Below are 21,516 nucleotides of genomic sequence, written 5' to 3'. Positions count from 1 at the left end.
CTTTGTAAAATTATAACAAAAATAATTTAAACTTAAATGATTAAAAAACTAGTAGAAGTAACTCGTAATGATTCAATAGAGAGTGAACATTACGGCCATGGCGTAATTGTAGACTCATCAGGTAAAATTTTAAAAGAGTGGGGTGATAGCTCTCACCTAATATACCCAAGATCTTCATTGAAACCTATTCAATCTCTTAATCTCTATAAAGATGGCTATATAGATAAAGCTAAATTATCAGCTAAACAAATCGCATTTTCTACATCTTCTCATTTTGCTGAAGAAATTCATCAAGAATTAATTTTGAAATGGTTAAAAGAAATTAAAACTGATGAGAGTAAACTTGCATGTGGTGAGGATTGGCCTTGGCAATTACCTGAAAAATTTAAAGCTCGTGATAAATATAAAAAAAGAAGAAAAATTTTTCATAATTGTTCAGGAAAACATTGTGCTCATTTAGCAGTCTCTTTAGATAGAGGTTTACCAATTGAAAATTATAATTCTCCTGATCACACAATACAAAAAGAACTTTTTTCAATTATTGAGGATTTAGCAGAATTTAAAATTGATAAAGTAGGAGTGGATGGATGTACTCTTCCCAATCCTTTTATGCCTTTAAAAAAATTTGGTCGGTTACTAGCAAACTTTGCTGATTTTAAAAAATTAGGAGAGCTAAGTGGTATTGCTGAAACAATTTATAATTCATGTGTTAGTGAGCCAGAATATGCTGGCGGAAAAGAAAGTGATAATTCAATTCTAACTAAAATATTAAATAAAAAAGCTTTTTTTAAAAATGGTGCAGAAGGAGTTTTTGCTGCAATCATTCCAGAGCAAAAAATTGCAGCAGTTGTTAAAATAACTGATGGAAATTCTAGAGCTTCATCAACTGCAATAGCAGGAATGATATCTGAGTTAAATCTTATTAATAAAGATGAACTTGAAAGTTTTTTAATTAAACCAGTTTATAATTCTATAGATCAAACTGTTGGAAGTGTTTCTTGGTGTGGTTAGTTAGAATAACCGTATTTCTTTAATCTAACATCACCAGTTCTTGCATGTGCTTCCATACCTTCATATCTAGATATTCTTGCAGCAGCAGCACCAACTAGCTCTGTAGACTCTTTAGTCATTCTTTGGAAACTTAAAGTTTTAATAAATTTTCCAACAAATAATCCACCCGTGTATCTTCCAGCACCTTTAGTTGGTAAGATATGATTTGTTCCTGAACATTTATCACCATAAGCAACTGTAGTTTCTTCACCAACAAATAAAGATCCATAGTTAGTCAATCTCTCATGGAACCATTTTAAGTTTTCTGTTTGAACTTCTAAATGTTCTGGAGCGTATTCATCACTAACTTTAACCATCTCTTCATCAGTGTCACAAAGAATTACTTCACCATAATCTCTCCATGCAGCATCCGCATTTTGTCTTGGCACTTCTGGAAGTTCAGCAATTAATTCTGGAACTCTTTTCATAACTTTTTCCGCAAGCTCTTTGCTTGTTGTGTACAACCAGCAAGGAGAATTGTAACCATGTTCGGCTTGACCCACTAAATCAACTGCAACAATCTCAGGATCTGCTTTTGCATCTGCAATTATTCCAATTTCAGTTGGACCTGCAAATAAATCTATACCAACTTTACCAAATAAAATTCTTTTTGCTTCTGCAACAAACTGATTACCAGGACCAACTATAATATCTGCAGGAGGATTATTAAATAATCCATTTGTCATTGCAGCAATAGCTGGAACGCCACCTAAATTTAATATTACATCTGCACCACAAAGGTCAGCTGTATAAACAATAGTTGGGTGAGCGCCAACACCTTCTTTTGGAGGACTACATGCAATAATATTTTTTACACCAGCAACTTTTGCAGTTGTTACACTCATCACAGCCGATGCAATGTGAGCGTATCTTCCACCAGGGATATAGCAACCTGCAGTATTTACAGGAACTAATTTTTGCCCAGCATATAATCCATCAGATAATTCTACTTCAAAATCTTGACCATAATTTTTTAATTGAGCTTCAGCAAATTTTCTCACACGGTCATATGAAAATTGAATATCGTCTTTAGTTTTTTGATCTAAAGATTTTTTTATTTCTTCTATTCTTTCTTTTGAAACAATAATATCACCATCATACTTATCAAATCTCTTAGTAAGATCTATGCAACCTTGTTCTTTAGTGTTTTCTAAATCCTTTAAAAGATCTTGTACGATCCCTGTTGTTTTGGTGTCATCTGTAGAAGATGTTTTTGGTGATTTTTTTAAATAATTTATTGCCATTATTGATCCTTTAAATTTTTAATGTAAGTGTTTTAGACAATTTAAAGATTATTGCAATGCAACTTTTAGTCTAAAGCTACAACTGCAGCTGCAATTGATGCTAATCTTGCTTGCGCTTCATCAGACCGACTAGTAATTACTATAGGAACTTTACCACCAACAACTACACCTGCAGCACATGCACCACAAAAATAAATCATCATTTTTACTAATGAATTACCTGTTTCAACACTTGGAACTAATAATACATCAGCATCACCAGCAACATTATTTTTAATTCCTTTAATCGCAGCAGATTTTTTTGAAATACAATTATCAAATGCAAGTGGCCCAAAAACATCAGCTTTAATATTTTCAAATTTTGCAAGTTTTGTAAGTTCAGCTGCTTCCATTGAACTTGGTACACTTTCAATAACTTCCTCTGTTGCAGATAAAACTGCTACTTTTGGTTTTTCAATTCCTATTCTTTTTGAAAAATCCACAACGTTTCTTAAAATATGTAATTTTGTTTTCATATTAGGCAAAACATTCAAAGCACCATCAGTGATTATCAAAGGTTTGTCATCTTTATTTATCGTTAAGTGCCAAATATGACTTAATCTTGTTTTTCCGATTAAACCATAATCTCTTTTTAAAACTTCTTTCATTAAGATATCAGTATGGATATGACCTTTGACAATTATTCTTACTTTATCTTCACTAGCAAGCTTAGCTGCAATAGGAGCTGTATTATTTTCTACAGGCTCATCAATAATTTCGTATTGTGAAATATCAAAAGTTAAATCTTCAGCACATTTTATGATTTCTTTTTTGTCACCAATAAAAACTGGTTCAATTAATTTTTCATTTACAGCATCTTGAACTGATAACATTGCAAGAGGTTTACCTGCGTTAACGATTGCAGCTCTAACACCTTTTTTCTTAGCAGAGTGGTCCAACAAGTTATGTGGACATAAAATTTCTTTATTCGAAAGCATGAGGGCTATTTATAAGTTATTTTTTATTTATATATAGTTTTTTTTAAGACCGCAAAAGTCTTATATCTTCAGCAATATTTGCTGGAATATTGATTTCTTTTTTTGAATTCATTTGAAATCTTTTAAATTTATTTTGACCAGGATATAAAATTTCTTTAACGCCTTTAATTTTAGGCAATCTTTTAATTGTTCTAATATTTTCTTTAATTCTTTTATTATAATCACCAACAAAAAGATTTGGTTTAAACACAAAAAATAAGTGACCAATATTTTGTGGACCTGAAAAATCATCAAAAGGATCTTTAACTTTACCAGCATGATTTCCACCAGTTAATACTCCACTTAAAATATCGACCATCCAAGCTAATCCTGATCCTCTAAAACCAGCAATTGGTAATTGAACTCCTTTTAATGCTTTTTTAGCATCTGTGGTGGGTTTACCTGAGCCATCTAAAGCTACACCTTCTGGAATTTTTTGATTGTTTCTTGCAGCAACTCTTATCTTTCCTCTATTGATCATAGAGATAGATGTATCAAGAATAAAAGGAACTTTTGATCCAGTAGGAGTTCCAAAACAAATTGGATTTGTGCCAAATAAACTTTTTAAAGCTCCATGAGGCGCAACAGCTGGAGGAGCATTTGTAAAAATCATAGTTACTAAATTTTGTTTTGTTGCTTGTTCAGCATAATAACCTGATAAACCATAGTGACCACTATTTCTAACTCCAACTAATCCAATACCAGTTTTTTTTGCATTTTTGATTGCAGTTTTTATTCCAATATCTGCTGCAACAAAACCAATGCTATCATCTGCATTAATTCTAGAGATTGATTGAGAAATATTTTTAATCTTTATTTTAGGTTTTGGGTTAATGACTTTCTTTTTAATCCTATCACAATACATTTTAAGTCTTGATAAACCGTGTCCATAAGCTCCAACTTGCTCAGCATTTATTAATGCATCAGCACAAATCTTTGCGTGTTCTGCACTTAATTTATGTTTGATAAAGATATCTTTTACTATTGATTTGATTTTGTTTGGCTTCATTTGCCTTTGTTGCTTATTTGATCTTCACAAAATTTTGTAGCTTCCTCAACGTTTTCAAATTTAACTTTATCATCTAATTGACTGCCAGCAATACAAGCCTGAACAGCTCTATTAAAGTTATGATCACTAAAATTCATGATCACAACAACAGCAATGACTAAAAATATAAAGATAAGGATGTTTTTAACCATCAACCTTTACCACGCCAAGGAATGTATTTATCGATAAGTTTTCTTAAAGTTACATCAAACAAAAGACCAAGCATTCCCATTATAAATATTGTTATCCAAATTACTTCATATTGGAAATATTTCTTAGCAACGTTTTCAACAAAACCTATTCCAGTTGTTCCTGCTAAAAACTCAGCTGCAACTAACGTTCCCCAACACATTCCAACCGCAACTCTAATACCTGTTAATATTTCTGGTAATGAGTTTGGAAAAATTACATATCTTAAAATTTGTTTTTTAGAAGCACCTAAAGAGTGAGCTGCATGAATTTTTGATAATTGTGTTCCTGAAGCACCAGCTCTTGCAGAAATGATCATAATAGATAGTGATACCATGAATAATAAAAATATTTTTCCAGAGTTATCAATTCCAAGAACTGAAATAATCAATGGTGCCCAAGCAAGTGGGGGAACTGGTCTGTAAAGTTCAATTAGTGGATCAAAGAAACCTTTGGCAAATCTATTTAGTCCCATAAACAATCCAAGTGGTACACCAATTATAATTCCAAAAACTAATCCAAGGAAAACTCTCATGAATGAATCCCATATATGTCCATATGGAACTGGAACTTTAAATAATTCAAAGTCACCTGTTACTATTTTTAATACTCCACCTTTAAAGTTTTGTTCTACTTTTCCATCTTTAGTATGAACAGGGTATTCACCTGGTAAAATGTCTGCAATCCAATCAGGAAGCAAGAAACCAATCATTTTACTCACATCAACCAATTCAATCCAAAGTAATGGTACATCTTTGTAACCAACACTTGGTTTTAACATTAGTACAAACTTATTGAATGTATCAGATGGTTTAGGTAACCATCTTCCAGTACCTTGTTCAGAACAATTATCTCCACTTGCAACAATTGTACCTGTTGGGAATAAAAAGATATCAATAAATCTTAATCCACCTTGTTCAGTTTTTAAGGCATCATTAAATTCTATAATTGCACTTTGCATTTCATTTAATGTGCTAGGTGGATAGATACTTGCAAATTCAATTCTTCTTGCAATTTTCACTATATCTTTTGCATAAGTTGAGGCCAGTTCTTGACTGTCGCTTAAACTTTTTCTGTAAGCTTTTACATCATCTTTAATTTGTTTAATTGAGCTTTTAAATTGAGGATTGTGATTTCTTAATTTGAAAAATTTATCACTAATCAGTTTTAATTCTTGTGCTGCTGCATGAAACTTTAATCCTCTATCAGTTGCTGCAACTGTTGGAACTTCAATAGTATTTTCAATCGAGCCACTACCAGCATCTACTTTAACTAAACTCCAGCCACCTTGTTCTTCCACAGCTTTTAATCTAGTTGCTCTCTCAGAGTCTGTTTCAAATGGGTAATCTGGTTTTACAAAATTTGAAGTTAGAAACTTAATTTCTTCTGTAATTTCGTCTATTTGTCTCTTAGTATCTATCTCCATTAAGTCGTCATTAGTTAATAATGGAAGTAAATTGATTGTACTGTTAGCAAAGCCAATTAATTGATTTTTTTCTTGGTTATTTAAAAGAGTTGAATTTTGTATATCAATTGAAACTAGCTCAAGATTTTCATTTTCATTTTTAATTTGATATGTGCTTTTGAATTGTCTTTCAGTAATTGGAAATTGATATTTTAGACCAAGTAAAGAGTCGTTTACTTTAGCAACCTGACAAAGTTCATTTGCAGATTGAGGATAAAATCCTTTAGCAATATCCCATGAATAATAAAGCCAAGTTAAAAGTATTGCACTACTTCCAACAATTACCCAGTGAACACCCCCTTTAGCTCTTTCTGGATTACCAAATACCGCATCAACTTTTTCAGTTCTAATTAATTTTCTTCCATAAAGAATACATCCAATAATGGCAACAAAGATTAGAAATGTTACTATTTGAGTTAACACTTATTCCTCTCTCCCCATGATCTCTTCTTCCATATTCCAGATCATTGTAAGTATTTCTTCTCTTGTTTTAGAAAAATCTTTATCTTTCTTTATTTCTCTTAAATCTTCTTTCAAGCCTCTTGCTGCAAACGGTAAGTTATACTCTTTATGTATACGTCCAGGTCTAGGTGCCATTACATAAAGTCTTTCACCTAATAATAACGCTTCTTCAACAGAGTGCGTAATTAAGATAATTGTTTTACCTGTTTCTTTCCAAATTTTAAGTACAAGCGATTGCATCTTTTCTCTTGTTAATGCATCTAATGCTCCTAATGGTTCATCCATTAAAATTAAATCAGGATCATTAATTAGACATCTTGCTAAAGCTACTCGTTGTTGCATACCACCTGACAATTGATAAGTAGGTGTATTACCAAATCCTTTTAAGCCAACAATCTCTAACCATTCATCAACTTTTTTTGCTGTTTGAGCTGGATCTTCTTTTTTCATTCTAAGACCAAAGTTTACATTCTCAGAAACTGTCAGCCATTCAAACAACGCACCTTGTTGAAATACCATTCCTCTTTCAACACCAGGTCCATCAATTTCATTATTGTTTAAAGTAATTTTTCCTGAAGTAGGTCTAATAAAACCTGCCGTAATATTTAATAAAGTTGTCTTACCACATCCAGAAGGACCAAGAACTGAAAGCAATTCACCTTTTTTTAAAGTGAAGTTAACATCTTTTAATGCATGAACCGTTTCGCCTTGAGGCGTTGTGAAAATCATATTTAAATTTTCAGAAACTAGATCACTCATAAAGCCAACTTTATATTCGAATTTTGATAAAAAAAATAGGCACCAATTATAAATTGGCGCCTATTTTAAATTTATTTAATCTATAGATTAAAGAGGTAAGAAACTAGTATCTACGTTACCTCTAGGTGTCCCCATACCTTCTAAGAATTTATGAAGATTACCTTTAGTCATAGACTGAGCAGTTTCTTCTGCATTTAAAAATTTGAAGCCACTTAATGTATCTTTCATGTCTCCAACTTTCATTTCAGACTCTTTTGCCATTGCGTTAAGATCACTCTTACCAGCAGCATATCTAGCATTTGCTTCGTGAGTAACTTCGATGAAAGTTCTTACCATTCCTGGGTTTTCTTTCATGAATTTGTCAGTCACTGAAGTAATGTCGATACCTAAAATTCCAGCATCTCTAGCTTCTTGTACTGTTAATAATCTTGATCCAACTGCTGTTGCAGCTTTAATAGAGTTACCACCAAATAAACACGCCATTACAACGTCACCACTTACTAATGCAGCAGCACCCTCTTCAGGATCCATTTGAATGATGTCCATTTTATTTCTGTCAGCACCAACAACTTTCATACTTTCGTCAAATACGTACTCAGCCATTGTACCTAGTGGAACAGCAACTTTTTTACCTTCTAATTCTGAACCATTTGCTTTTGTAATACCAGAAGCATTAGATGTTACACAAGTAGTACCACCCATTCCGTATTCCATTGCAATATCAACAAGCTTAAGTGGAGCTTTTGATTTTACTGCGTTAATAAATGGAACTAAACCTTGAGAGTAAGAGATATCAATATCTCCTGCTAACATTGCGTCAGTCATAGCACCACCGTTTGAGAAGTTAGTCCATTTTACTGGCACACCAAGCGCTTTTTCAAACATTTTTTTATTCATGTCTTCTAAGTTTGGAGTTGGCCACTCTAAGAAGTAAGCAACTCTAACTTCATTTGCTGCAGAATTAGCAACTGAAACTGAAAGGTTAAGAGCTACGAAACATCCAAGAATAAAACTAATTATTTTTTTCATTTATCCCTCTTTGTTGTTTTATAATTCCGCTACTTAAAATTAATTTCAACCAGAAGTAAAACAAAAAAGTAGCACCACAAAGTAGCACATGTGACAACTTAAGGTTGTATAACAAATTTATGGTTTTAGCGTTGTTTTTAGTCTACAGATTGATTGTTTCAACAAATTTAAAAAACTAAAAAGAGAGAAAAAAAATATGAGTTCAGAAAATAAAACTGCGATACCTAATTCATTAAATGAACACTGGATGCCATTTACATCCAATAAGGATTTTAAAGAAAGCCCAAGATTAATTGTTGAAGCAAAGGGTGTGTATTTAAAGAACCATCAAGGTCAAACGCAAATAGATGCAAGTTCTGGATTATTTTGTAATCCTTTGGGACATGGAAGACCTGAAATTATTGAAGCAATAACTAATCAATTAAAAACTTTAGATTACTGTCAACCATTCCAACAAGGTTATGGAGGTTCATTTGAACTAGCAACAAGAATTGCAAAACATACACCAGGAAACTTAAATAGAATTTTTTATACAATTTGCGGATCTACAGCAGTTGAAACAGCTATTAAAATTTGTATCGCATACCACAGAGCAAAAGGTGATAGCCAAAGATTTAGATTTGTTGGAAGAGAAAGAGGTTACCACGGTATGAACATTGGTGCTACTTCTGTAGGTGGTATGGTTAATAACGTTAAAACATTTGCAAGTGTTTTAATGCCAGGTGTTGTTCATATGAGACACACACATTTACCTGAGCATAAATTTATAAGCGGTCAACCTGAAACAGGAGCTGAACTTGCAAATGATCTTGAGAGAATTTGTATGAACTTTGGTGCAGAAAATATTGCTGCATGTATCGTTGAGCCAATTGCAGGTTCAACTGGAACACTTGTTCCACCAAAAGGATACTTGCAAAGATTAAGAGAAATTTGTGATCAACATGGAATACTTTTAATTTTTGATGAAGTAATTACTGGATGGGGAAGAACGGGTTCACCATTCGCTTCGCATGAATATGGAGTTACTCCAGATTTAATAACAATGGCAAAAGCAACTACTAACGGAATTAGCCCATTAGGAGTTGTTGCATGTAAAGAAGAAATTTATGATGCAATCTTAGATGAAGCTCCAAAAGGTTCAGTTGAGTTATTCCACGGCTATACTTATTCTGGAATCCCAATTTCAGTTGCAGCTGGTTTAGCAGTGCAAGATATTTTTGAAAAAGATGATATCTTTAACAGAGCAAAAGATTTAGCGCCATATTTCCAAAAAGGTTTAATGTCATTACAAGACATCGATGTAGTTGATAACATCAGAGGTTATGGAATGATGGGTGGAATAGATATTAAGATGGATAAAAAACCAGGTGCTGCTGGTTATACTTGTTTCAAACATTGTTATGAAGCAGGAGTTAACTTTAAAGCAACAGGTGACTGTTTAATTATTGCTCCAATGTTTATCTGTGAGAAAAAACATATTGATGAGATTATAGATAAACTAAGAACTGGAATTACTAATTATTCTAAAAGTAAAAAGAATTAATTTTTTCTAAATATGAAAATTGGAGTTCCTAAGGAAATCAAGCCTCAAGAAAATCGAATTGGTTTAACACCTGACAGTGTTAAAACATTAGTGTCGGAAGGGCATGAAGTTTTAGTTGAAAACAATGGTGGCTTTGAAGCTGGCTTTGAAAACGAACAGTATACAAGTGCTGGTGCAAAAATAGTTGATAAAGCAGAAGATATTTTTAACGATGCAGAAATCATTGTTAAAGTAAAAGAGCCACAAAAAGTTGAAGTAGACATGATTAGAGAAAATCAGATTGTCTATACTTATCTTCACTTAGCAGCCGCAAAAGAACTTACTGAAGGATTGATTAAATCCAAAAGCGTTAACATTGCTTATGAGACTGTAACGGATGACAATGGTAGATTGCCATTACTTGCACCCATGAGTGCAGTTGCAGGAAGAATGTCAGTTCAAGCTGGTGCTCATTGTTTGGAAAAAAATCAAAAAGGCAGAGGGCTTTTATTGGGTGGCGCTCCTGGTGTTACTGGTGGAACCGTTGTTATTTTAGGTGGCGGTGTCGTCGGTGAAAATGCTGCTGTTATCGCAACTGGCATGCAAGCTAAAGTTCATATAGTTGATAAATCTGAAGCAAGATTAAAACAATTAGTTGGAATGTTTGGCGATAAAATTATTCCAGAACAAAGTGATAAAATTGATTTTCCAAAATTAGTAGCAGAAGCTGATTTATTAATTGGTGGAGTTTTAATTCCAGGTGCAGAAGCTCCAAAATTAGTAACTAAAGACATGATTAAAAGTATGAAAAGAGGTTCAGTAATTGTTGATGTAGCAATTGATCAAGGTGGTTGTGTAGAGACAAGTAAACCAACAACTCATGGAGAACCTACTTATATTGTTGATGACGTAGTTCATTATTGTGTGGCTAATATGCCGGGTGGAGTTCCAAGAACCTCAACATTAGCACTAAATAATGCCACATTACCCTATCTAGTTAAATTGGCTAACAGTGGATATCAAAAAGCCTTAAGTGAAGATAAAAACTTTTTAGCTGGATTGAACGTGCATAAAGGAATGGTTACATATAAAGCAGTTGCGGACGTATTTGGTCATAACTTTGTAGATCCAGTAGAAGCTGTCAAAAATTAATAATGGAAAAGAATTACCCTTCGAGTGCTAAAGTAGTAGTAATAGGAGGAGGGGTCATTGGTTGTTCTGTTGCTTATCACTTAACTAAATTTGGCTGGAAAGATGTTGTTCTTTTAGAAAGAGATCAACTAACTTCAGGAACTACTTGGCATGCTGCTGGATTAGTCAGTCAGTTAGGTCCAACTGCAGCAGTAACTAAAATTAGAAAATATACTTTAGATCTTTATAAAAAATTAGAAAAAGAAGTTGATCATTCTGCAGGGTTAAGAATTAATGGTGCTTTATCAATTGCACAAACTGAAAGCAGATGGCAGGAGCTACAAAGACAAGCAACAACAGCTCAGTTATATGATGTAGATATTCAAATATTGGATAAGGATCAAATGAAAAAAAATTATCCAATGATGCACACTGAAGATTTAAAAGGAGGTGTATTGATGCCAGGTGATGGTGCCGCTGATCCAAGTGGTGTCACACATATGCTTGCAAAAGGCGCAAGACAAGGAGGTGCAAAAATTTTTGAACAATCGCCTGTTGAAAAAATTCTAACTAAAAATGGCAGAGTACATGGAGTTAGAGTTAACGGCAAAGATATAGAGTGTGAGTATGTGGTACTTGCAACAGGAATGTGGTCTAGACAAATTGGAGAAAAAATGGGTGTAAGTATTCCATTATATCCAGCGGAACACTTTTATGTAATTACTGAGCCGATTGAGAATTTATCACCTACGTTACCTGTTATTAGAGATTTTGATAGTAGCGTTTATGTTAAAGAAGATGCTGGAAAATTATTGATTGGAATATTTGAAGGTAAATCAATACCTGCATTTGATAAAACTAATAAAGTTCCAGAAGATTTTTCTTTTGGTGAGTTTCCAGAAAACTTTGATCATTTTGAACCTTATCTAGAAGCATCAATGAAAAGATTTCCAGTGCTAGAACAAGCTGGAATAAGAAAATTTTTTGCTGGTCCAGAATCTTTTACCCCTGATACAAATTCATTACTTGGTGAAGTTCCTGAAGTTAAAAACTTATTTGTCAGCTGTGGATTGAACAGTATTGGAATTGGTAGTGGCGGTGGGGTTGGTAAAGTTACCGCTGAATGGTTAATGACCGGTCACATCAATGAAGATATTTTTAATTATGATATTAAAAGATTTCAAAACTTTCATTCAGATCTTGGCTTTATTAAAGATAGAATTACTGAGTCTTTAGGAGATTTATATGGAATGCACTGGCCGTTTAAACAACATAAAACTTCAAGAAACGTAAAAACACTTCCTTATCACGATAATTTAAAAAGCTTTGGAGCATGTTTTGGTGTGTCAGCTGGTTATGAAAGACCAATGTGGTTTTCCTTAGATGGAGAGAAAGCAGAATACGAATACAGTTACAATTATCAAAACTGGTACCCATCTGTTGAATATGAAACAAATAATACTATGAAAAATGTTGGTCTTTATGATCTTACACCTTTTTCAAAATTTGAATTAAAATCAGATCAAGCCCATCAAGAGTTACAAAAAATTTGCACATCTAATATCAAGCATGAAGTTGGCAAATGTACTTATACTCATATGTTAAATCCAGATGGTGGAATTGAAACCGACTTAACTGTTGTTTGTGTTGGAGAAAATCATTTTAGGATTATTAGTTCTGCTGCAACAAGAGAACGAGATAAGTTTCATATTAATAAACATTTGTCTGAAGGACAAAAGTTAAAAGATATCACTGATGATTATTGTGTATTTGGTGTATTTGGACCAAAAAGTAGATCACTTTTACAAGAGTTAACCAAAGATGATTTAACTCATGAGAACTTTAAATTTGCAACTGCAAAATATATTGAAATTGATGGAATTAAAATTTGGACACAAAGACTTTCTTATGTGGGTGAATTAGGTTTTGAATTATATGTTAACACATCTGATGCTAAGAAAATATATGAACTGATTGTTGAAAAAGGAAAAGAATTTAATCTTTCAAATTGTGGGATGCATGCAATGGATACGATGCGAATGGAAAGTGGGTTTTTACACTGGGGGCATGATATTTCGCCCGAAGAAAATCAATATCAAGCAGGTTTAAATTTCACAATTAGTTACAAAAAAGACGTGAACTTTATTGGTAAAGAAGCGCTTTTAAAGATTAAAGATCAAAAGGTAGATAGAAGATTTGCAATGTTTACTCTAAAAGATAATAAGCCAGGAGCACCATTATTGCTACATGATGAACCAATATATCTAGAAGATAAAATCATTGGTAGAACAACCTCAGGAAATTATTCATTTAACTTTAAAAAGAACTTAACTTTTGGATACATAAAGAATGACTATACTAATGAAGAGGTTCAATCTAAAAACTTATTTGTAGAAGTAGAAAAGAAAAAATATCCAATTGATTTAATTACCAAGCCTTTAAAACAAACTGATTTTAAAAATAATTAAGATTTATTTTTTAGAAAATAAACAAATATAAATCCAGTAATATACATTATAAATGCATATGCTCCTGTCGGGATTGCATACAAAATATCAGTGCCAAATATTTGAGTAGATACAAAAATTGCTAAAGTACCATTTTGAAGACCACACTCTAAAGCAATACATTTTTGTTGCTTTGCTCCAGATGCAAAAGTTTTAGCAAGGTAATATGCAATAGCCATCATTGTTAAATTTAAAATTAAAGCAATTAACCCTGCTTGTACTATGAAATTTATTAAGTTTTCTCTTTCTTCATAAAATGCAGCCACAAAGAAAATAGCAAAAAATACCATGTTCAATTTGTTAAATATTTCAACTTTTGAGGCCACAAAGTTTTCAGCAAATTTTCTTATAATCATTCCAAGAAAAACAGGAACCGTTACAACTAAAAACATTTTCATAGCAATTCCAGTCATTGAAATATTTTGAGATATATTTGTAATTCCAAAAAAATCTGCAGATGTAAAAACAATTATTGGAACAGTAACTATACTAATCAAACTAATAATAGCTGTTAATGAAATTGATAAAGCAACATCACCATTAGCAAATCTTGTTAAAATATTTGATGTAACTCCTCCAGGAGCAGCAGCAATTATCATAACCCCGATTGCAATTTCTGGTGGAGTTCTTAAAACTAAAATTAAAATGTATGCAACTATTGGAAGTATTATTAATTGCGAAATAAGACCAACAAAAAAATCCTTAGGAGTTTTAAATACTCTTGTAAAATCTTCTAACTTTAACCCTAAACCTAATCCAAGCATTATAAGCGCAAGGATGATTGGTGCTAATTTTGTAACGACTTCCATTTTTAAATTATACTTTAGTTTAACTTACTTCTTCAACTAAAATTAAATTCATTATTTTTGCAATAAAATCACTTTTTAATTTAAAATGCTTTTTAATTAATGGACTTACTTTAAAAGGTGTAAAGTCTGAAAGGTAATATTGTTTTTTTTTATTCACCTTTACTAATTTTTCATTTTCAAGATATTTCATTTTTCTAATTACAGTTGCTCTTGGTATTTTTGTCATTTCAGAAATTGACATAATGTTTAATCCAGCACCAGAGTCGGTCAATAAAGTTGTCAAATACTCATCAAATACAATAGATTCAATTTCTTCCAAATTAGATTTATTTTTTTGATTGTAAATTTGATTTAAACCTAATGTGCCCCAAATATATAATATATGTATATCCTCAAAAAATTTTTTCCAACTTATCATTAATGGTAATTGAAATTCATAAAACCATAACCAAGTTTTTGAAAATTCATTTTGTATTTTTGTTTTGACTTCTTCTTCAGTGATAACTTTGTGAATTAATTTTTGTTTAAATAATAATTCAGATAATTTTGCTATATATTTCGAGGTAATTCGGATTTGATTAATTGGTTTTATTAAATTGTAATTAGATCTATTCAAAATAATTTTCTTTCCTTCTTTTCTAATTACTTTTGCTTTTTCAAGTTCTAAAATTTTTCTTCGCATTGTTTCTTTTGGAAGCTCAAATTCTTTTGCCAATTTGGAAATATTAAATTCACCTATTTGAATTTCATTACGAGCGTAATATTGTTCATAATTATACTTAAAACCATTTTGATCATAAAATCTTAAAGTGTTTCTCACTAGAGAGATTGCAACCAAATATTTAATTAAATCATTAAATGCAGAGTAATTTTGATGAAGCCAATTCCACTGGTGATAAATCCAATCTGATGAAAAAAAACTATAATTGTCTAATAAACATTTACATACATCTTTGCTTTGAATTCTTTTTGATATGTTTATGTCTTTCTTGCTCATTTTTAAGAAGTATGACCCATAATGAACAGCCGTCAATACAAATAAGACCCATAATGAACTCCTTAAAACTAGAGTTATTTTCTCAATATGTTCTTATAATTTATGGCCAAACGATTTTTGAAAAGAAACATTGACCAAAGTGTATCTACAGTAGATCTAATTAATGAAGTTCAAACACCAGATCGTGTGGATATTAACGTACTAAAATCTAGAATTAGAGAAGAAGAAAACAAACGTACTCAAAAAAACTACATGATAATTTTAAGCTGTTTAGGGGTCTTGGTTTTAGGTGGTTTGTATGTGTCGTTTTTGTAGTTAAAATAAAATTGTTGTTAGTGTACTAAGTTCATGATTTAATTGGTTTATGCAAAATACTGAACTCAACACAGAAACAATCTCTCAGACTAATCTAGTCAAAAAGAATTTAAATTCTTCAAAGAAAGTAGATGTAAATATTTTGCTAAATAAAGTTCGAGCTGAAAAAAATAACGATATTAAAAAAAACTTAATAATTACATCTGGTGTTGTAGGCGCACTCGCTATTACAAGCATAATTGCAATTTTATAAGATAATTTTAGAAAATTAATATTTGATTTTAATTACAATTTAATTGTAATTATTTGATGTCTCTAAAAATTTTTTCCAAAAAAAAAAATACTGCAGCTGAGATAGTTTGTGATTTATCAGTAATTAATAGAAAAGATTTAAAAGATATAAAAAAAGCATTAAGTCAATTTGGAATGGTCTATTTTAGAAACCAAAACTTAACATCAAGCCAATATTTAGCATTTGCAAAAAAAATGGGAAAACCTTCCTTATATCCAAGACTTAAAGGATTGAGTAAAAAATTTCCTGAAATCACCGTTGTTCAAAGGAAAAAAAAAGATAAAGGTCCTAGTTTCGGAGAACAGTTTCACACCGACTCAAGTTACACAAAGAAACCTCCAAAATTTACAATGTTGTTTTCTAGACTTGTTCCAAGAAAAGGTTTGGCTAATACAGAATTTTCTTCACAATATTCAGCTTACGAAAATTTACCATTAAAATACAAAAAGTTAATAAGCAAATTAAGAGGAACGTTTTCTTCTAGAGGACCAATAGCTGTTACAACTATTGAGAGGGTTAAAGAAAAAGGCAAACTTAAAAAAGAACTAAAAGCTAATCACAGAATTGTAAAAAAAATTGAAAACAAAAAATCAATTTATTTCAGTGCAGGCCATTTTATTGGATTCACAAACTCTAAAAATAAAAAATTAAAAGAGATAGAATATTTTTTAAAAAAACATCAAATAAAAAAGAAATTTCAATTTTCACTAGAATGGGAAAAAAATCAAATAGCCATTTGGGATAATAGATCGATGTTACATCAAGCAACACCTTTTAATGGAAATAGAATAATGCACAGAATTACTATAAGCTAATTATTCTAATGAAAGTATTTAAGATAATAATAATTTTTTTTAGTTTACAGTTACTTGCTAAAGCTGAACAAAGTAGCCTCAATCAACTTTTTCAAAAACTTAAAAATGAAAGTGATCAAAATCTTGCATATAGAATTGAAGATCAAATTTGGAAACAATGGACTACTCATAAAAGCGATGATGGCTTAACGGAATTAATGAGTTATGGAACAGTTTTAATGAACAACCAAGATTATGATAGTGCAAAAAAAATATTTACAAAAATTATCAAAAAAGATCCTAGTTGGGCAGAAGGTTGGAATAAAAGAGCTACAGTTTATTATTATCAAAAAGAATATGAATTATCACAAGCTGATATTGATAAAGTGATAGAGTTGGAAGAAAGACATTTTGGAGCTTTGTCAGGTCAAGGTATGGTTCAAATAAAACTAGATAATTTAGAGAAAGCCTTAAAAAGTTATAAAAAAGTTTTGGAAATTTACCCTTCAAACAGATCTGCACAAACTTTGGTCGATGAGATTGAAAAAATAATTAAAGAAGAAACTATTTAATATTTTACCAGTTGTATAGTGAGCAAGTTTTGAATAAGAAGTTGAAATTTTTAATTTAACTTTTATAAAAAAAGGTCATAATAAAAATATGAAAAAATTTATTCTAATAGCTTTAACTTTAATGTTTACAACAACTTTAGTTAACAGCGCTGAGACTGTGTTAGGAAAAGTTAATGGTTTAGTTTGCATGAAATGCCAAATGAAACTTACTAAAGCTTTAACTAAAAAAGCAGGAGTTCAAACACATGTACAAGTTGCTTGGCCAGAGGGTGTAGCAATGGTCGCATCAAACGATAAAGCAAATATTACCGAAGAAGAATTTGCAAAGATTGTTGAAGCTAACGGATTTAAATTAAAGAAAGTAACTACCATCAATGAATATATTAATTCAGCTAAAGATGGTGCCGAAATTTTAAAATCTGTAAATTAACAAAATGTCAGAAGAGCTAAACGATAAGCTCGAAACCATCCAATTAATTTTTACTTCTCAGGTTGATACTTTATGGGTGTTAATTTGTACCTGCTTAGTTTTTTTAATGCAGGCTGGTTTCATGTGTTTGGAAGCAGGAATTACTCGTCCAAAAAATAGTATTAATATCGCTTTAAAAAATATTACAGACTTATCAGTAGCCGTAACAGTTTTTTGGATGTTTGGTTTTGGTTTAATGTTTGGCGAGAGTTATAATGGTTTTTTTGGCACTGAGTATTTCTTCTTTACTTCTGATTATGGCGCTTACAAAGTTTATTTTTTATTTCAGGCAGTATTTGTTGCTACTGCAACAAGTATCATTTCAGGTGCAATTGCAGAAAGAACAAAATTTGAAGCTTATATTTTAATTGCGTTAATCACATCCGGGCTAGTCTATCCAATTGTTGGCCATTGGGGTTGGGCATCATTAGTTATTCAAGAATACGCAGTAAATGAAACAGCTGGCTGGCTTGTTGAAATGGGATTTTATGATTTTGCTGGAAGCACTATTGTTCATTCAGTTGGAGGGTGGATTGCACTCGCTGCATTAATTGTAATAGGTCCTAGAACTGGAAGATTTAATAATACTGGTAATATCAAAATGTATACCAGTTATCCTTTAGCTGTATTTGGAATTTTTTTACTTTGGTTTGGATGGTTTGGTTTTAATGGTGGTAGTAATGGAAAATTAGATTTTAATGTTCCCAACATTATGATGAATACTTTTGCAGGTGGAGCTAGTGGTTTGTTATTAGGTGTAACCTACGGATACATGAAAGCAAAAAATATTTCTCCAAGAGCAATTTTAATTGGACCATTGGCAGGCTTAGTTTCAATTACCGCATCAGCAAATGTGGTTAATCAATTAGAGGCATCATTAATTGCAGCTATTGGTTCTTTGTTTGCTTTAAAATTTGATGAAATTTTAGAAACTTTAAAAATTGATGACATAGTTGGAGCTATTCCAGTTCATCTTGTTGCTGGGATTTGGGGAACAATAGCTGTTGGTTTGTTCGCAGATTTAGATTACGAATTTTTCAACAACATTAATAGATTCGAGTTATTAAAATCTCAATTTATTGGAATTGTAACAGTTGGTTTATTTGCTTTTGGCTCAACATTTACAATTCTAAAAATAGTTAATAAGTTTTATAAATTAAGAGTAAGCGCTAGTGATGAAGAATTAGGTTTGAATATTGCTGAGCACGATGAAAATACTGCTGAATTAGATCTAATCAAATTTTTAAAAACACAAATAAAAACTAAAGATTTAAAGTTAAGAACCAATCAAGATCCATTTACTAACTTCGGTATCATTGGTTACTATGTAAACCAAATGTTAACTAAGTTAGAAAAGTCTGAAAAAGAAGTTGAGATGTGGCGAACAAGAGTTTTAAAAGAAATAAATTTGGCTGCAGAAGTTCAAAAAAATTTTAAGCCAGAAAGAGATTTAACCCAATATCCTGTTTTTGGACAAAACATTTCAGCTAGAGAATTATCAGGGGATTTTTTTGATATTTATCCTCACAATAAAGATGTTTATTTTATTGTTGCTGATGTTGCAGGTAAAGGAATTAATGCTGCAATGGTAATGGCTAAATCAATTACTTTATTTGAAACATTAGTAGGTAGTAAACATGACATCGATGAAGTGGCTCAAAAAATAAACAATGACATTTTTAATACAAAGACAAGAGGGATGTTTGCAACTGCAATTATTGGAATTTATAACATTGATACAGAAGATATGAGGTTTGTAAATGCAGGTCATCAAACCCCCATTATCAAATGCAAAAATGATAGTTTTGAAAATTTAGATGATGGAAAATTATTTCCATTAGGCATTACTGAAGTAGATAGTCCTAAAAATTACCCAATTAATAAAGTCAACTTAAAAGATAAAAGATTTTATATCTACACAGATGGTTTGTCAGAAGTAATTGATAACAATGGTAAAGAAATTGGTGAAGAGGGCGTTAAAAAGGTTTTATTAGAAAACAAAAGTGAATTTATAAAAAAAGAAATTGAAGCAACCACAAGAGCATTAATGATCAAATCTACACTGTCAGGTTTAAATGCAGGTGAACTTCATGATGATATGACTTTTGTTGGTTTTGGTAAATAACAACTGTTATTCAGAAACTATTTTATCCTCTAAAGTTAAAACGGTATCTTTAATTAACTTAATATCATCTTTTTCAACTGACATTTCATTTAAAGTATTTTCAAGATGCGTCACGACTTTTAAAAAATCTGTTTTAGAAATTTTAAAATGTTTATGAGCTTTTTCTAAATCAGTGTTTTCATCTTTGGGCCCACCCAAAACAGAAGAAATAAAATTAACCTGATGGGAAACTAATTTTTTAATATCAGTTGTACTAAAATAATTTTTTAGATCATCATCTGATAAAACTTTTTCGTAAAATAAATTAACAATTTTTTCAATAGTTGGTCCTCCACCATATTTTTTATAAATTTCAGTTATCATACTGTGGTGTTTACCTTATTTAATTTTACCTAATTGTTTTTGTCTTAAGATAATAATTAAGCCACTGATTACAATCATTATTGCACCTAAATAAGTATTATATTCAGGCATTTCATTGAAAAAGAAATAACCATACAAAATTCCCCAAAGGATAGCCGTGTATCTAAAAGTAGAAGTAACTGATACCAAAGCAGCTTTTATGGTTGCAACTGAAAAAATATAACCAAATGATAAAAAGAATGCAGAAATAATTAAAATGATACTTTGTTCTAAATTAAAAGAGTAAAATTTATAAAGTGAAAGCACTCCAAAAAATATTGTTACAACCAAACAAGTGATAAATGCAATTTGCAAACTATTATGTTCTGTTTTCATATTTTTTGTAACCAAATCTCTAATTGATAAAAATAATGCTGACAGAAGAGGAAAAATAAAATAATAGCCAAACTTTAATTCAGCAGGATTTATTACCACTACAACCCCTGCAAAACCAATTATTACAGCAGTCCATCTTTTCCATCTTACTTTTTCATTTAAAAACAAAGCGCCAAAAGTTGTCATTATAATCGGTGCTAAACTTAATAAGATATAAACCATTGCAAAAGGAAGTTTTGCAACCCCTATAAAAAAACCAACAGCAGCTAATGCTTCCAAAAAGCCCCTTAATGTAAGTTTTGATGAAGAAAAAATAAGTTTTACATTGAATTGGTTTTTAAAACTTAAAAATATTCCAATAAATATTAAACAACATATTCCTCTTAAAAAAATAATTTGATTTAATACAGCTAACTCATCAAAGTTTTGGTAAATATGTTTTACTAATGCGTCGTTCGTTGCAAAAGAAAACTGAGCAATTATCATGTAAAAAATGCCCAATAATTCATTGTTCATTTTCATAATTTTTGATTTAGATTATGTTGTAACTAACAAGAAGTCCGTAAAGATAATAAAGTAAAGATCCAGCAATCATTAATTTAACAATTGCTGACCAAAACCAACCATCTCTATTACTAGCGCTTTTCCACAAACCAATCGTTACAATTATTGTATAAATTAATAAAAATAAAATTTCAAAAAGTATTGCTAGCAGATAGCCAAAATGCATTCTTTCAACTACTTCATCAATAATTTTTGCTTTATCAGGTTGAGTATAGTCAATTCCAGTTGTATCGATTGATGCGATTCCAAAATAGATTGTTGCAATCATGATTACACCAATGAGCATTTGGTAAAGGGTACCGTAAACCCAAAAGGTCATCGGTAAACTGTATTCACCTTTAGCTAGTTTCGATAAAAAATTCATAATTATTGACTATTTAGATAATAATTAGTTTTATATCCATTAAAAAATTAAAATT

The 21,516-nt window shown here is 31.0% G+C and carries 22 protein-coding genes; 10 read left to right on the top strand and 12 right to left on the bottom strand.

What is annotated here, in order from left to right; all coding sequences use genetic code 11:
* The first annotated feature begins 36 nt into the window (after positions 1-36).
* Positions 37-1,011, top strand: coding sequence for an asparaginase (locus ACTT9P_RS05790; protein WP_440909742.1), 975 nt, complete (start codon positions 37-39; stop codon positions 1,009-1,011).
* On the opposite strand, the gene hisD is transcribed toward ACTT9P_RS05790, so the two are convergent.
* From hisD to ACTT9P_RS05755, 7 genes are all read right to left on the bottom strand, one after another.
* The gene (hisD, locus tag ACTT9P_RS05785) at positions 1,008-2,294 is read right to left on the bottom strand and encodes a histidinol dehydrogenase (protein ID WP_440909741.1); all 1,287 of its coding nucleotides are present in this window, start codon (positions 2,292-2,294) and stop codon (positions 1,008-1,010) included. The two genes, ACTT9P_RS05790 and hisD, sit on opposite strands and share 4 nt — an antisense overlap.
* Positions 2,295-2,359: 65 nt before the next feature.
* Positions 2,360-3,271, bottom strand: coding sequence for a bifunctional enoyl-CoA hydratase/phosphate acetyltransferase (locus ACTT9P_RS05780; RefSeq protein ID WP_440909740.1), 912 nt, complete (start codon positions 3,269-3,271; stop codon positions 2,360-2,362).
* Positions 3,272-3,314: 43 nt separating this feature from the next.
* Complete coding sequence (locus tag ACTT9P_RS05775) at positions 3,315-4,319, bottom strand: Ldh family oxidoreductase (RefSeq protein WP_440909739.1); 1,005 nt, start codon at positions 4,317-4,319, stop codon at positions 3,315-3,317.
* Entirely contained in the window at positions 4,316-4,510 is a 195-nt protein-coding gene (locus tag ACTT9P_RS05770) for a hypothetical protein (protein WP_440909738.1), read from the bottom strand. Before ACTT9P_RS05770 ends, ACTT9P_RS05775 begins: the two co-directional genes overlap by 4 nt.
* Positions 4,510-6,435, bottom strand: coding sequence for an ABC transporter permease (locus ACTT9P_RS05765; protein ID WP_440909737.1), 1,926 nt, complete (start codon positions 6,433-6,435; stop codon positions 4,510-4,512). The genes ACTT9P_RS05770 and ACTT9P_RS05765 overlap by 1 nt, the downstream gene beginning before the upstream one ends.
* Positions 6,436-7,233 carry a taurine ABC transporter ATP-binding protein gene (locus tag ACTT9P_RS05760; protein ID WP_440909736.1) on the bottom strand — a complete coding sequence of 266 codons (798 nt, stop codon included), beginning with the start codon at positions 7,231-7,233 and terminating at the stop codon, positions 6,436-6,438.
* A gap of 87 nt (positions 7,234-7,320) precedes the next feature.
* A complete protein-coding gene (locus ACTT9P_RS05755) occupies positions 7,321-8,262 on the bottom strand; it encodes an ABC transporter substrate-binding protein (protein ID WP_440909735.1) in 942 nt (313 codons plus the stop codon).
* A 196-nt stretch (positions 8,263-8,458) separates the two neighbouring features.
* Between ACTT9P_RS05755 and ACTT9P_RS05750 the strand changes: the two genes are divergently transcribed.
* From ACTT9P_RS05750 to ACTT9P_RS05740, 3 genes are read left to right on the top strand one after another with little or no spacing between them, the layout of a single operon-like run.
* Positions 8,459-9,805 carry an aminotransferase class III-fold pyridoxal phosphate-dependent enzyme gene (locus tag ACTT9P_RS05750; RefSeq protein ID WP_440909734.1) on the top strand — a complete coding sequence of 449 codons (1,347 nt, stop codon included), beginning with the start codon at positions 8,459-8,461 and terminating at the stop codon, positions 9,803-9,805.
* 12 nt (positions 9,806-9,817) lie between these two features.
* Positions 9,818-10,936 carry an alanine dehydrogenase gene (ald, locus tag ACTT9P_RS05745; RefSeq protein ID WP_440909733.1) on the top strand — a complete coding sequence of 373 codons (1,119 nt, stop codon included), beginning with the start codon at positions 9,818-9,820 and terminating at the stop codon, positions 10,934-10,936.
* A 2-nt stretch (positions 10,937-10,938) separates the two neighbouring features.
* Positions 10,939-13,383 (top strand): GcvT family protein, encoded by a 2,445-nt coding sequence (locus ACTT9P_RS05740; RefSeq protein WP_440909732.1) that lies wholly within the window; start codon positions 10,939-10,941, stop codon positions 13,381-13,383.
* Here the strand turns inward: ACTT9P_RS05740 and ACTT9P_RS05735 are convergent.
* Both ACTT9P_RS05735 and ACTT9P_RS05730 read right to left on the bottom strand, forming a co-directional pair.
* Positions 13,380-14,231, bottom strand: coding sequence for a bile acid:sodium symporter family protein (locus ACTT9P_RS05735; protein WP_440909731.1), 852 nt, complete (start codon positions 14,229-14,231; stop codon positions 13,380-13,382). The genes ACTT9P_RS05740 and ACTT9P_RS05735 overlap by 4 nt on opposite strands.
* A 19-nt stretch (positions 14,232-14,250) precedes the next feature.
* Positions 14,251-15,228, bottom strand: a complete 978-nt coding sequence (locus tag ACTT9P_RS05730; RefSeq protein ID WP_440909730.1) for a hypothetical protein — start codon at positions 15,226-15,228, stop codon at positions 14,251-14,253.
* Between the two features lie 102 nt (positions 15,229-15,330).
* Between ACTT9P_RS05730 and ACTT9P_RS05725 the strand changes: the two genes are divergently transcribed.
* The 6 genes from ACTT9P_RS05725 to amt all read left to right on the top strand — a co-directional run bounded on the left by ACTT9P_RS05725 (position 15,331) and on the right by amt (position 19,795).
* Positions 15,331-15,543 (top strand): hypothetical protein, encoded by a 213-nt coding sequence (locus tag ACTT9P_RS05725; protein WP_440909729.1) that lies wholly within the window; start codon positions 15,331-15,333, stop codon positions 15,541-15,543.
* Between the two features lie 49 nt (positions 15,544-15,592).
* The gene (locus ACTT9P_RS05720; RefSeq protein ID WP_440909728.1) at positions 15,593-15,796 is read left to right on the top strand and encodes a hypothetical protein; all 204 of its coding nucleotides are present in this window, start codon (positions 15,593-15,595) and stop codon (positions 15,794-15,796) included.
* 56 nt (positions 15,797-15,852) lie between these two features.
* Entirely contained in the window at positions 15,853-16,650 is a 798-nt protein-coding gene (locus ACTT9P_RS05715; RefSeq protein ID WP_440909727.1) for a TauD/TfdA dioxygenase family protein, read from the top strand.
* A gap of 8 nt (positions 16,651-16,658) precedes the next feature.
* Positions 16,659-17,201: a tetratricopeptide repeat protein gene (locus tag ACTT9P_RS05710; protein WP_440909726.1), complete on the top strand. Its 543-nt coding sequence runs from the start codon at positions 16,659-16,661 to the stop codon at positions 17,199-17,201.
* Between the two features lie 88 nt (positions 17,202-17,289).
* Entirely contained in the window at positions 17,290-17,631 is a 342-nt protein-coding gene (locus ACTT9P_RS05705) for a heavy-metal-associated domain-containing protein (protein WP_440909725.1), read from the top strand.
* 4 nt (positions 17,632-17,635) lie between these two features.
* Positions 17,636-19,795: an ammonium transporter gene (gene amt, locus ACTT9P_RS05700; RefSeq protein ID WP_440909724.1), complete on the top strand. Its 2,160-nt coding sequence runs from the start codon at positions 17,636-17,638 to the stop codon at positions 19,793-19,795.
* Between the two features lie 6 nt (positions 19,796-19,801).
* Here amt and ACTT9P_RS05695 read toward each other — a convergent pair whose 3' ends face one another.
* The 3 genes from ACTT9P_RS05695 to ACTT9P_RS05685 are packed head-to-tail and all read right to left on the bottom strand — an operon-like array spanning position 19,802 to position 21,461.
* Entirely contained in the window at positions 19,802-20,158 is a 357-nt protein-coding gene (locus tag ACTT9P_RS05695) for a group I truncated hemoglobin (protein WP_440909723.1), read from the bottom strand.
* 15 nt (positions 20,159-20,173) lie between these two features.
* Positions 20,174-21,049, bottom strand: coding sequence for a DMT family transporter (locus tag ACTT9P_RS05690; RefSeq protein WP_440909722.1), 876 nt, complete (start codon positions 21,047-21,049; stop codon positions 20,174-20,176).
* A gap of 16 nt (positions 21,050-21,065) precedes the next feature.
* A complete protein-coding gene (locus tag ACTT9P_RS05685; protein WP_440909721.1) occupies positions 21,066-21,461 on the bottom strand; it encodes a hypothetical protein in 396 nt (131 codons plus the stop codon).
* Between the last annotated feature and the right edge of the window lie 55 nt (positions 21,462-21,516).

It is taken from the genome of Candidatus Pelagibacter sp. (assembly GCF_052048095.1).
Taxonomy (GTDB): Bacteria; Pseudomonadota; Alphaproteobacteria; order Pelagibacterales; family Pelagibacteraceae; genus Pelagibacter.
Note: the sequence above shows the minus strand (reverse complement) of the source record. Positions and strands in the feature narration are given on the sequence as shown.